Origin of the sequence: Nocardioides sp. PD653-B2 (assembly GCF_002117935.1) — a bacterium.
GTDB lineage: Bacteria > Actinomycetota > Actinomycetes > Propionibacteriales > Nocardioidaceae > Nocardioides.
Genome location: NZ_BDJE01000017.1, coordinates 181,889 through 194,651 on the forward strand (window position 1 = coordinate 181,889; position 12,763 = coordinate 194,651).

The window sequence follows — 12,763 nt, forward strand, 5'->3', positions numbered from 1 at the left end:
GCGATTCGGGACGGCAGATATCGTGAGCGCCACACCCCTACACGAACGGGAGCAACAGCTGTGACGGGACGTCTCTTCACGTCGGAGTCGGTGACCGAAGGTCACCCGGACAAGATCGCCGACCAGATCAGCGACTCGGTCCTCGACGCCATGCTCGAGCAGGACCCGCACAGCCGGGTCGCGGTCGAGACGCTCCTGACTACCGGCCTGGTGGTCGTCGCCGGTGAGGTCACCACCACCGGCTACGTGGACATCAAGCAGAAGGTCCGCGACCGGATCCTCGCGATCGGCTACGACTCGTCCCTCAAGGGCTTCGACGGTGCGTCCTGCGGCGTGATGGTCGCGATCGGCGGCCAGTCCGGCGACATCGCCCAGGGCGTCGACACCGGCCACGAGAGCCGCACCGGCTCCGTGGACGCGATGGACAAGCAGGGCGCCGGCGACCAGGGCCTGATGTTCGGCTACGCCTGCGACGACACCGACGTCCTGATGCCGCTGCCGATCGTGATCGCCCAGCGCCTCGCCGAGAAGCTCTCCGAGGTCCGCAAGGACGGCACGCTCGACTACCTGCGGCCCGACGGCAAGACCCAGGTGACCATCGAGTACGACGCCGACAACCGCCCCGTGCGCGTCGACACCGTCGTGCTGTCCACGCAGCACGCCGAGGAGACCGAGCTCGACACCCTCGAGGCCGACGTCAAGAAGCACGTCATCGACCCGGTGCTCGACACGTTCTCGATCCCCTCCGACGGCTACCGGTTGCTGGTCAACCCGACCGGACGCTTCGTCGTCGGCGGCCCGATGGGCGACGCCGGCCTGACCGGCCGCAAGATCATCGTCGACACCTACGGCGGCATGGCCCGCCACGGCGGTGGCGCCTTCTCCGGCAAGGACCCGTCCAAGGTCGACCGCTCGGCCGCCTACGCGATGCGCTGGGTCGCCAAGAACGTCGTCGCCGCGGGCCTGGCCCGTCGGTGCGAGGCACAGGTCGCCTACGCCATCGGCAAGGCCCAGCCGGTCGGTGTCTTCATCGAGACGTTCGGCACCGGCACGGTCCCCGACGAGAAGATCCAGGAGGCCGTGCTCGAGGTCTTCGACCTGCGCCCGGCCGCGATCATCCGCGACCTCGACCTGCTGCGGCCGATCTACGCCAAGACCGCGGCGTACGGCCACTTCGGTCGCGAGCTGCCCGAGTTCACCTGGGAGCGCACCGACCGCGCCGACGCGCTCAAGGCCGCCGCCGGCCTCTGACCGCACGGCGGTCGAGGAAGGCTGCGCAACCTCCTCGACCACCGGGAGCACCGTCGACGCTCGCTGGTAGACATCTGCCCATGACCCCACCCCCCGAGGAGCAGCCCGAGCTGCTCCCGGGCATGGTGCGGGCGACGGTCAAGGCGTCCCAGGCGAAGGCGAAGGCCACCCGCGCGAAGAAAGCCGCGGAGGCCGAGCCGGCGGCCGTCGACCCGGTCGCCCGGGTGCTGGTCGACGTGCCCCTCGCGCACCTCGACCGGCCCTTCGACTACACGGTCCCGGCGGCGATGGCCGACGACGCCGTGCCGGGTGCGCGGGTCAAGGTGCGCTTCGCCGGCCAGGACGTCGACGGCTACGTCGTCGAGCGCGCGGCCGGGTCCGACCACGCCGGCCGGCTGGCGCCGCTGCGCCGGGTGGTCAGCGCCGAGCCGGTGCTCGCGCCCCAGGTGGCCGCGCTCAGCGCCGACCTCGCCGAGCGCTACGCCGGCACCCGCTCCGACGTGCTCCGCCTCGCGATCCCGGCCCGGCACGCGACCACCGAGAAGCAGCCCTCGGCCCCGGCGCCCGGCTTCACCCGCGACGTGGCGGCCGGCGAGACCGCCTGGGCCGGCCACGAACCGGGTGTGGCGTTCCTCCGTCACCTCGCCGACGGCGGCGAGCCGCGGGCGGTCTGGGCGGCCGCGCCGGCCACCGACTGGCCGGCGCTCGTGGCCCACGCCGTTGCCGCGGCGTACGCCGCCGGGCGCGGCGCGCTGGTCTGTGTCCCCGACGGGAAGGACGTGGCGCGCGTCGACGCTGCGCTGACGGCGGTCCTGGGGCCGGGTCACCACGTCGCGCTCACCGCCGACTCCGGGCCGGCGCGCCGCTACCGCGACTTCCTCGCGATCAGCCGCGGCGCCCGGCGGGTCGTGGTCGGCACCCGCGCGGCGAGCTTCGCCCCGGTGCGCGACCTGGGCCTGGTGGTGATCTGGGACGACGGCGACGACCTCCACGCCGAGCCGCGCGCGCCCTACCCCCACACCCGCGAGACGCTGCTGCTGCGCGCCGAGCGCGAGCGCACCGCGACCCTGGTGGGCGGCTTCGCCCGCACGGTGGAGGGGGAGTACCTCCTCCGCACCGGCTGGGCCCGCGAGCTGAGCCCGTCGCGCGACGAGGTGCGCCGGCGTGTCACCGTGAGCATCGCGGGGGGCTCCGACGCCGACCTGCGCCGCGACGTGCACGCCCGGGCGTCCCGGATCCCGAAGCAGGTCCACGACGCCGTCCGCGACGCGTTGACCGCCGGATCGGTGCTCGTGCAGACGCCGCGGCTGGGCTACGTCACCTCGCTCGCGTGCGAGCGGTGCCGGACGCCGGCCCGTTGCTCGGCCTGCCAGGGCCCGCTGGCGCTGCGCGGGCCGACCACCCCGCCCGCGTGCCGCTGGTGCGGCACGGTCGCCGAGGCGTGGGCGTGCGCCGAGTGCGGCCACCGCGGGCTGCGCGCACCCGTGCTCGGCGATGCGCGGACCGCCGAGGAGCTGGGCCGGGCCTTCCCGAACACCCCGGTGCGCACCAGCTCCGGCGACTCGGTCGTGGCGACCGTCGACGCGTCGCGCCAGATCGTGGTGGCGACGCCGGGCGCCGAGCCGGTGGCGGCCGAGGGCTACGCCGCCGTCGTGCTGCTCGACGCGTGGCTGCTGCTCTCCCGGATCGACCTGCGCGCGGGCGAGGAGGCGCTGCGGCGCTGGCTGAACGCCGCCGCCCTGGTGCGCCCCGGTGGCCGGGTCGTCGCGGTCGGCGACCCCGCCCACCCGGCGCTCCAGGCACTCGTGCGCTGGGACCCGGCCGGCTTCGCGGCCCGCGAGACCAGCGAGCGCGTGGAGGCCCACCTGCCACCCGCGAGCCGGCTCGCGACCATCACCGGCGAGCCGGGTGCCGTCGACGACGCGCTCACCCTGCTGTCGGCGCCCGCCAGCGCGGAGCTGCTCGGGCCGGTGCCGCTCGCCGACGAGGAGTGCCGGGTGGTGGTCCGGGTGCCGCGCGCGCAGGGCCCGGAGCTGTCGCGGGCGCTCGGGGAGCTGCAGCGGCTGCGGTCGGCCCGCAAGCTCGACGCCGTACGGATCCAGGTCGACCCGCAGTCGCTCTAGTGCCGCGTGCCACGAGCAGGTGCCTCGGCGTCGTGCTCCTCGCCCGCCCGGAACGGAGGCGACTCGGTCCACGCTCGACGGACCTGTGACGACCTCCGCCCGCGGTTCCCTAGACTGGCGTCTCGCCCTCCAGGGCCACCACCAGCGCAAGGAGTCCCGTGCCCATCCAGCCGATCCGCCTGTTCGGAGACCCGGTGCTGCGCAAGCCGGCGCTGGAGGTGGTGGACTTCGACAAGGAGCTGCGCCGACTGGTCGAGGACCTCACGGACACGATGCTCGACGCGCCGGGCGCGGGCCTCGCGGCGCCGCAGATCGGGGTCGGCCTGCGCGCGTTCACCTGGCACGTCGACGGCGAGGTCGGCCACCTGATCAACCCCCAGCTCGACCTCTCCGACGAGATCCAGGACGGACCCGAGGGGTGTCTCTCGCTCCCCGAGCTGACCTACGACTGCCGACGCGCGCTGTCGGTCGTCGCGCGCGGGTTCGACATGTACGGCGAGCCGGTCACCGTCTCCGGCTCCGACCTGCTGGCCCGCGCGATCCAGCACGAGACCGACCACCTCGACGGCGTGCTCTTCATCGACCGGCTCGACACCGCGGCCCGCAAGCTGGCGATGCGCGAGATCCGGGAGTCGGACTGGTTCGGCCTCGAGCAGCCGCAGGTGCGGGTCAGCCCCCACGCGACCAACGGTCTCGGTCTCTAGGGTCATGCGCGTCGTCTTCGCCGGCACCCCCGAGGTCGCCGTACCGGCCCTGGACGCCGTCGCGGCGTCCTCCCACGAGCTGGTCGGCGTGGTCACCCGCCCGGACGCGCCGTCGGGACGTGGCCGCAAGCTGGTCGCGAGCCCGGTCGCGCAGCGCGCCGAGGAGCTGGGCGTCCCCGTGCTCAAGCCGGACCACCCGCGCGACCCCGACTTCCAGGCGGCGCTGCGTGCGCTCGAGCCGGACTGCTGCCCCGTCGTCGCCTACGGCGCGCTGCTCCCGCAGTCGGCCCTCGACATCCCGCGGCACGGCTGGGTGAACCTGCACTTCTCGGCGCTGCCCCACTGGCGCGGGGCCGCGCCCGTCCAGCACGCGATCTGGAACGGCGACGAGGTCACCGGTGCGACGACCTTCCGGATCGTGAAGGAGCTCGACGCCGGCCCGACCTTCGGGCTGATGACGGAGCGGATCCGCCCGACCGACACCGCGGGCGACCTGCTCGAGCGGCTCGCCGAAGGTGGCGCCGGCCTGCTCGTGCTGACCCTCGACGGTATCGAGGACGGCTCGCTCGAGGCCCGCCCCCAGCAGGTCGACGGAGTCTCGTTCGCACCGAAGATCCAGGTCGAGGACGCCCGGGTCGACTGGCGCCGCCCAGCGATCGTGATCGACCACCAGGTCCGCGCCTGCACGCCGGCGCCGGGCGCGTGGACGACGCTCGACGGCGAGCGGTTCAAGGTGGGGCCGGTGACCGTGACCGACCAGCGGCTCGAGCCGGGGGTGCTCGAGGTGGGCAGGGACCAGGTGCTCGTCGGCACCGGCACCCAGGCGGTGCGGCTCGGTGACGTCCAGGCGTTCGGGAAGAAACGGATGCCGGCCGCCGACTGGGCCCGGGGAGTTCGGCTTGCGACGGGTGTGACTTTTGATGCGGGTTCCGGTGAAAGCTGACTTCCGGATCGATACCGTCATGACCATGAGCCGCCCGGCGCGTGCAGACGACATCGACGAGATCTGCATGGCGTTGCCCGAGGTCGAGCTCGGGACGTCGTGGGGTGACCGACCGACGTACAAGGTGCGGGGCAAGGGCTTCCTGCTCTACCGGATGCCGCACCGGACCGCCGTCGACCCGGTGACGGGGGAGATGTACGACGACCTGCTCGTCATCACCACCCCGGACGCCGCGGAGAAGCAGGCCCTCGTCGACGACGAAGGCTCACCGTTCTTCACCATCGACCACTTCCGCGGCTACAACGCGGTCCTGGTCCAGCAGTCCCGTCTCGGAGAGATCGAGCGCGAGGAGCTGGCCGAAATCATCACCGACGCCTGGGCCACCAAGGCCCCCAAGACCCTCGTGAGGAAGTTCTTCGAGGATGGCTGACCCCCGGCCACGGGGGCCTCAGCAGGGCAGGCGGGCTGCTGCGTCCCGTCCGTCCGTCGACCCCGCTCGTCTGGCAGCTCTCGACGTCCTCAAGGCGGTGCGGGTCGACGGCGCCTACACCAACCTGGTGCTGCCCGCCGTGATCCGTCACCACGGGCTCACCGGGCGCGACGCGGCGTTCGTGACCGAGCTGGCGTCCGGCACGATCCGGCGCCGCGGCACCTACGACGCGATCATCGCCGCCTGCGCGGACCGCCCCCTGAACAAGATCGAGGCCAAGGTGCTCGACGCGCTGCGCCTCGGCACGCACCAGCTGCTGTCGATGCGGGTGCCCTCGCACGCCGCCATCAGCACCACGGTCGACCTGGTGCGGGCGAAGGTGAGCTCGGGCGCCGGTGGCTTCGCCAACGCCGTGCTCCGCCGCGTGGACGAGCAGGGGCTCGCGGAGTGGATCGGCCGGGTCGCGCCGGATCCCCGGGTCGCTCCGACCCGCTTCGCCTCGATCGCCTACAGCCACCCGCGCTGGGTGGTCGACGAGCTGCGCAGCGCCGTCGGCGCCGACGAACTCTACGACCTGCTCGCCGCCGACAACGAGCCCCCGCTGGTCACCCTGGTCGCCCGGCCGGGCCGCTCGACCCGCGAGGAGCTCCCGGGCGAGCCGACGCCCTACTCGCCGTACGGCGTGATCCTCCAGGGTGGTGACCCGGGTGAGGTCGCCGCCGTCTCCGAGGGTCGTGCCGGTGTCCAGGACGAGGGGTCCCAGCTGGTGGCCGTCGCGCTGGCGGCAGCCGAGGTCGAGGGCCGCGACGAGCTGTGGCTGGACCTCTGCGCCGGGCCGGGTGGCAAGGCCGCGCTCCTGGCCGGGCTCGCTGCGCAGCAGGGGGCGGGCCTGGTGGCCGCCGAGCGGCAGCCGCACCGCGCCAAGCTGGTCCAGCGCTCGTTGAAGGGCGCGGCCGGGGTGGCCGGCCTGGTCGCCTCCGACGGGACCGCCCCGCCCTTCCTGCCCGGCACCTTCGACCGGGTCCTGGTCGATGCGCCGTGCACCGGGTTGGGTGCCCTGCGTCGACGGCCGGAGGCGCGCTGGCGACGTCGTCCCGACGACCTGCTCAGCCTGGTCCTCCTCCAGCGGCGGCTGCTGTCCGCGGCGCTCGACCTCACGCGGCCCGGCGGCGTGGTGCTCTACGCGACCTGCTCGCCGGTGATCTCGGAGACGAAGGGGGTCGTCGCCTCGGTGCTCGACACCCGGCGCGACGTCCGGCTCGAGGATCTCGGTCCGCTGCTGCCCGGCGTGCCCGACTGCGCGGGTCCGGTCCCCGGCACCGTGCAGCTCTGGCCGCACCGGCACGGCACGGACGCGATGTTCATGGCGCTGCTGCGCAGGGTCTGAGGATCGCCACCCCCTAGATTGGGCGCATGCCCTCGAAGCCGCCGTCGGTCGAGATCGAGGTGGACGACCGGGTGGTCCGGGTCAGCAACCCCGACCGGGTCTACTTCCCTCCCACGAGATCAGGGGAGTCGGGTGCCACGAAGCTCGACCTGGTCGAGTACTACCTCGCCGTCGGTCCGGGCATCGTCAACGCGCTCTTCGAGCGGCCGTGCATGCTGCACCGATTCCCCAAGGGGCTGGCCGGCGACAAGGTGCACCAGAAGCGGCTGCCGGCCGGCGCGCCGCCGTGGGTGGAGACCGTGCAGCTGCACTTCCCGCGATGGAACCGGACCGCCGACGAGCTGTGCGTGACCGAGCTCGGCAGCGTGATCTGGGCGGTGCAGATGTCGACGGTCGAGTTCCACCCGTGGAACAGCCGCCGCGAGGACACCGAGAAGCCCGACGAGTGGCGGATCGACCTCGACCCCGGCCCGCTGTGCGACTTCGACACCGTACGGCGCGTGGCGCACGTCGCCCACGAGGTGCTCGACGAGCTCGGCGCGGTCGGCTACCCGAAGACCAGCGGCGGGTCCGGGATGCACGTCTACGTCCGGATCCCGCCCGACCACGGCTTCCAGGACGTACGCCGGGCCGCGCTCGCGTTCGCGCGTGAGGTCGAGCGGCGCGCCCCCGACGACGTCACCACCACCTGGTGGCGCAAGGACCGCGACCCCCACCACCTCTTCGTCGACTACAACCAGAACGCCCGCGACCACACCATCGCGGCGGCCTACTCCGTGCGCGGCGTCCCGGACGCCCGGGTGTCGACCCCGATCCGCTGGGACGAGGTCGACGACGTCGACCCGCACGACTTCACGCTCTTCACCGTGCCCGACCGCTTCGCCGAGCTCGGCGACCTGCACGCCGACATCGACGACCACCCGTTCGACATCGCTCCACTCCTGGAGTGGGCCGATCGGGACGAGGCGGCCGGTGCCGGACCGCCCGTCGAGCCCGACGAATAGGCTGCTCCCGTGGGCATCCAGATCACTCCGAGCATCCTCAACGCCGACTTCGCCGACCTCGGCGCGGAGGTCGCGCGGATCGGCAGCGCCGACTGGGTCCACGTGGACGTGATGGACAACCACTTCGTCCCGAACCTGACGTTCGGCCCGGCGATGGTCGAGGCGCTCGCCCGCGCGACCGACGTACCCCTCGACGCGCACCTGATGATCGAGGACGCCGACCGCAACGCGCTGGCCTATGTCGAGGCCGGCTGCGGGTCGGTGACCTTCCACGTCGAGGCCGCAGCCGCGCCGGTGCGCCTGGCCCGCGAGATCCGCGCGCACGGCGCCCGGGCGAGCATGGCCCTGAAGCCGGCCACGCCGATCGAGCCCTACGAGGACCTGCTGTCCGAGCTCGACATGCTGCTGATCATGACCGTCGAGCCGGGCTTCGGCGGCCAGAAGTTCCTCGACCTGTGCCTGCCGAAGATCCGGCGCGCCCGCCAGCTGATGGACAAGCACGGCGTGGAGACCTGGCTCCAGGTCGACGGCGGCGTCTCGCTCGACACGATCGAGCGCTGTGTCGAGGCCGGCGCGGACGTGTTCGTCGCGGGATCCGCCGTCTACTCCGCCGACGACCCGGACCGGATGGTGGCCGAGCTGCGCGCCGCGGCCGAGGCGGCCGTCTCCGCCTGACCGCGGATATCCCGGCGACGGGTGGCCGGCCGGCAGGCAGACTGTCCCGGTGCTCCTGACCATCTCCACGACGCTCGCGCCCGCGCGCGACCTGGGGTACCTGCTGCACAAGCACCCCGACCGGGTGCAGGAGTTCAGCCAGTCCTTCGGTGCCGCCACCGTGCTGTTCCCCGTGGCCACCGACGAGCGCACCACGGCGGCGCTGGTGCTCGACGTCGACCCGGTCCGGCTGGCCCGGTCGCGACCGCGCAACGCCCCCGACTTCAGCCTGGCGCAGTGCGTCAACGACCGGTCGTACGCCGCGTCCTCGCTGCTGGCGGTCGCCCTCGGCGACGTGTTCACCACGGCCCGCAGCGGCCGCTGCAACGCCCGCCAGGAGCTCGCCGACTCCGCGATCCCGCTGGAGCTGGAGCTCCCGGTCCTGCCCTGCCGGGGCGGCGTCGAGGTCGCTCACCGGCTGTTCGAGCCGCTCGGGTGGGTCGTCGAGGCCGACCCGCTGCCGCTCGACGAGCGGTTCCCGGAGTGGGGCGACTCCCGCTACGTCCGGCTCCGGCTGACCGGCACGGTCCGGCTCGCCGACGCTCTCAACCAGCTCTACGTGCTGCTGCCGGTGCTCGACGAGTCCAAGCACTACTGGCAGGCCGCGGACGAGGTCGACAAGCTGATCCGCTCGGGCGGCGAGTGGCTGGCCACCCACCCCGAACGCGAGCTGATCACGCGGCGCTACCTGGCCCGCACCGGCCTGGCCCGGGCCGCGCTCGCACGCCTCGCGGAGCTCGACGACGAGTCGCCCGACGAGGCCGAGCGCGCGGACCGACCCGCGCCGCTCAACACCCGACGCCGCGACGCCGTCCTGGCGACCCTCGCCGAGCTGAAGGCCGGCACGGTGATCGACCTCGGCTGCGGCGAGGGGCAGCTCGTTGCCGCGCTGCTGGACGACCCGTCGTACTCCAAGGTCGCGGGCATGGAGGTCTCCAGCCAGGCGCTGCGCCGGGCCGCACGGTCGCTGCGGGTCGACGACATGGGCGAGCGGCGGGCCGAACGGTTGGAGCTCTTCCAGGGCTCGTTGACCTACGAGGACCCCCGCCTGGCCGGCTACGACGCCGCCGTCCTCATGGAGGTCGTCGAGCACGTCGACCCGTCGCGGCTCGGCGCCCTGGAGCACGTGGTCTTCGCCGCCGCCCGCCCGGGTGCGGTGCTCGTGACGACCCCCAACGCCGACTTCAACCCGCGCTACGAGCACCTGGTCGGCATGCGGCACCCCGACCATCGCTTCGAGTGGACCCGCGCCGAGCTGGCGGCCTGGGCCGGAGGCGTGGCCGAGCGGCACGGGTACTCGGTCGAGCTGCGCGGCATCGGCGAGGCCGACCCCGAGCTCGGCGCGCCGACCCAGCTGGCGGTGTTCCGCCGTGGCTGAGATCCGGGTCCCCGACCGGGGGCTGGTGCTCCTGGTCGGCGTGTCCGGCAGCGGGAAGTCGACCTTCGCCGCGCGGCACTTCCTGCCGACGCAGGTCGTCTCCAGCGACTTCTGCCGCGGCCTGGTCGCCGACGACGAGAACGACCAGGACGCCACCCGGGACGCCTTCGACGTCCTGCACTACATCGTCGGTACCCGGCTGCGCCGCGGCCTGCTGACCGTCGTCGACGCCACCAACGTCCAACAGGCCGCGCGCGCCGCCCTGATCGAGCTCGCCAGGGACCACGACGTGCTGGTCGATGCGATCGTCCTGGACGTGCCCGAGGCCGTCGCCCAGGAGCGCAACCGGCACCGGCCCGACCGCGCCTTCGGCGGCCACGTCGTCGCCCGTCAGCACCGTGACCTCCACCAGGGCCTGTCCCGGATGGGGCGGCGGATGCGCCGGGTGCACGTCCTGCGCGGCGAGGAGGAGATCGCGGCCGCGACCGTGGTCACCGAGCGGTCCTGGAACGACCGCCGTGACCTGACCGGTCCGTTCGACATCGTCGGCGACGTGCACGGCTGCGCGTCCGAGCTGCGCACGCTGCTCACCGACCTGGGCTGGTCCGTCGAGGCCGACGAGCGGGGACGGCCGAACGGTGCGACCCACCCGGAGGGACGTACGGCGGTCTTCGTCGGCGATCTGGTCGACCGCGGGCCGGACACGCCCGGCGTGCTCCGTCTGGTGATGGGCATGGTCGCCGCCGGCACCGCTCTCTGCGTCAGCGGCAACCACGAGGCCAAGCTGGTGCGCGCCCTGGAGGGCAACGACGTCACCGTCTCCCACGGTCTCGCCGAGTCGCTGGCGCAGCTCGCCGAGGGGCCGGACGACTTCCGTACCGCGGCGCTGGCCTTCATGAGGGGGCTGATCAGCCACTACGTGCTCGACGACGGACGGCTGGTCGTCGCCCACGCCGGGCTGAAGGAGGCCTACCACGGCCGGTCGTCGGGGCGGGTCCGCTCGTTCGCGCTCTACGGCGACACCACGGGCGAGACCGACGAGTTCGGGCTGCCCGTCCGCTACCCCTGGGCGCGCGAGTACCGCGGCCGGGCGATGGTCGCCTACGGCCACACGCCCGTGCCGGAGACCGAGTGGGTCAACAACACCATCTGCCTCGACACCGGCGTCGTGTTCGGCGGCGCGCTGACGGCGCTGCGCTACCCGACGAAGGAGATCGTGTCGGTCCCGGCAGAGCAGCAGTGGTTCGAGCCGGTCCGCCCCCTGGCGAAGCCGACCGCGGGCCGCGAGCCCGGCACCCTGCGCCTGGACGACGTGCTGACCCTCGGGGGCCCGACCTGGCTCACCACCACCCGGGCCGGCAAGGTGAAGGTCCCTGAAGAGAACGCCGCGGCCGCCCTGGAGATCATGAGCCGATTCGCCGTCGACCCGCGCTGGCTGGTGCACCTGCCCGCGACGATGGCGCCGGCGCCGGCCACTCAGGAGGGCGGCCCCCTCGAGCACCAGGTCCTCGAGCACCCCGAGCGCGCGTTCGACGCCTACGCCAGGGCCGGCGTGACCCGGGTCGTGTGCGAGGAGAAGCACATGGGCTCGCGCGCGATCGCCGTCCTCACCCGCGACCCGGACGTGGCCGAGCGTCGCTTCGGGATCACGGACGGCACGTCGGGCACCGTGCACACCCGGACCGGCCGCCCGTTCTTCGACGCCGGCCTCACCGCGACGCTGGTCGACCGGCTGCGCCGCGCGTGCGGTCCGCTCCTCGACGCGCTCGACAGCGACTGGCTCGTCCTCGATGCCGAGCTGCTCCCGTGGTCGGCGAAGGCACTCGGCCTGGTCCGCGAGCAGTACGCCTCGGTCGGCGCGGCCGCGCACCACGCCCTGCCCGCGGTCCAGGCCGTCCTCGCGACCGCCGCGGCCCGAGGGCTCGACGTCGCCGACCTGGCCGAGCGCACGACCCGGCGTACGGCGTCGGCGGAGGCGTTCCGTGACGTCTACGCGGCCTACTGCACGCCGACCGACGGGCTCGACGGCGTCACGCTCGCGCCGTTCCAGGTGCTCGCCGCCGAAGGCCGCACGCTCGCGCTCACCGAGCCGCACCCGTGGCACCTCGAGCAGCTCGCCCGCATCGACGACCCGCTGGTGCGACCCACCCGGCACCGGTTCGTCGAGCTGTCGTCGACCGCCGAGCGGGACGCCGCGACCCGGTGGTGGCTCGAGCTGACCGAGTCCGGGGGAGAGGGCATGGTCGTGAAGCCGGCGCACCTCGTCGGCCGCGGTGTGCAGCCCGGCCTCAAGGTGCGCGGCCGCGACTATCTCCGGCTCGTCTACGGTCCCGACTACCTCGACTCCCTGCACCTGCTGCGTGGCCGCAACACCGGCAAGAAGGGCAGCCTCGCGCTGCGCGAGCACGGCCTCGGGCTGGAGTCGCTGAGCCTGTTCGTCGACCGCGAGCCGCTGTGGCGGGTGCACCAGGCGGTCTTCGCGGTGCTCGCCCTCGAGTCGGAGCCCGTCGACCCGCGCCTCTAGCAGCGGCGCGCGGCAGCCGGCGACGATGCCGCTCGTCGCTGCGCCGACGGTGTACCCGGCCCGAGTGTCCGGGCGTCTCACGCTGTGGCCCGCGTCACGGCTCCCGGCGCTGGTCGCTGTGGCAGACTCGACCTGACGAGTTTTCGAGCTCGCGTGCTCTGGGGTCGGTGTAATTCCGAGCCGGCGGTGACTGGACGAAGCTTCTTCATCCAGAAGTCCGCGACCCGGTCACAGCCAGTGACCGGTTGACCAGGTGAGATTCCTGGACCGACGGTCAAAGTCCGGATGGGAAGCGCACGCACGGC

At 73.4% G+C, this 12,763-nt stretch carries 10 protein-coding genes and 1 riboswitch; all 10 genes read left to right on the forward strand.

Annotated features, from left to right (window positions below; all coding sequences use genetic code 11):
- Window positions 1-60 precede the first annotated feature (60 nt).
- Window positions 61-1,251 (forward strand): methionine adenosyltransferase, encoded by a 1,191-nt coding sequence (metK, locus tag PD653B2_RS08920; protein ID WP_085871996.1) that lies wholly within the window; start codon window positions 61-63, stop codon window positions 1,249-1,251.
- A gap of 80 nt (window positions 1,252-1,331) precedes the next feature.
- Entirely contained in the window at window positions 1,332-3,374 is a 2,043-nt protein-coding gene (locus PD653B2_RS08925; protein ID WP_207559376.1) for a primosomal protein N', read from the forward strand.
- Window positions 3,375-3,532: 158 nt separating this feature from the next.
- On the forward strand, window positions 3,533-4,078 hold the full coding sequence (def, locus tag PD653B2_RS08930) for a peptide deformylase (RefSeq protein ID WP_085871997.1): 546 nt from the start codon (window positions 3,533-3,535) through the stop codon (window positions 4,076-4,078).
- A gap of 4 nt (window positions 4,079-4,082) precedes the next feature.
- Window positions 4,083-5,021, forward strand: a complete 939-nt coding sequence (fmt, locus tag PD653B2_RS08935) for a methionyl-tRNA formyltransferase (protein ID WP_085871998.1) — start codon at window positions 4,083-4,085, stop codon at window positions 5,019-5,021.
- 25 nt (window positions 5,022-5,046) lie between these two features.
- Window positions 5,047-5,451, forward strand: coding sequence for an MmcQ/YjbR family DNA-binding protein (locus PD653B2_RS08940; protein WP_085872069.1), 405 nt, complete (start codon window positions 5,047-5,049; stop codon window positions 5,449-5,451).
- A complete protein-coding gene (locus PD653B2_RS08945; protein ID WP_085871999.1) occupies window positions 5,444-6,838 on the forward strand; it encodes an RsmB/NOP family class I SAM-dependent RNA methyltransferase in 1,395 nt (464 codons plus the stop codon). The genes PD653B2_RS08940 and PD653B2_RS08945 overlap by 8 nt, the downstream gene beginning before the upstream one ends.
- A gap of 26 nt (window positions 6,839-6,864) precedes the next feature.
- Window positions 6,865-7,842: a non-homologous end-joining DNA ligase gene (ligD, locus tag PD653B2_RS08950; RefSeq protein WP_085872002.1), complete on the forward strand. Its 978-nt coding sequence runs from the start codon at window positions 6,865-6,867 to the stop codon at window positions 7,840-7,842.
- 9 nt (window positions 7,843-7,851) lie between these two features.
- Window positions 7,852-8,517 carry a ribulose-phosphate 3-epimerase gene (gene rpe / locus PD653B2_RS08955; RefSeq protein WP_085872003.1) on the forward strand — a complete coding sequence of 222 codons (666 nt, stop codon included), beginning with the start codon at window positions 7,852-7,854 and terminating at the stop codon, window positions 8,515-8,517.
- Window positions 8,518-8,566: 49 nt separating this feature from the next.
- Complete coding sequence (locus tag PD653B2_RS08960) at window positions 8,567-9,934, forward strand: 3' terminal RNA ribose 2'-O-methyltransferase Hen1 (protein ID WP_085872004.1); 1,368 nt, start codon at window positions 8,567-8,569, stop codon at window positions 9,932-9,934.
- Window positions 9,927-12,458 carry a polynucleotide kinase-phosphatase gene (locus tag PD653B2_RS08965; RefSeq protein ID WP_085872006.1) on the forward strand — a complete coding sequence of 844 codons (2,532 nt, stop codon included), beginning with the start codon at window positions 9,927-9,929 and terminating at the stop codon, window positions 12,456-12,458. The genes PD653B2_RS08960 and PD653B2_RS08965 overlap by 8 nt, the downstream gene beginning before the upstream one ends.
- Window positions 12,459-12,607: 149 nt before the next feature.
- Window positions 12,608-12,760, forward strand: a riboswitch (FMN riboswitch).
- Window positions 12,761-12,763: the final 3 nt, after the last annotated feature.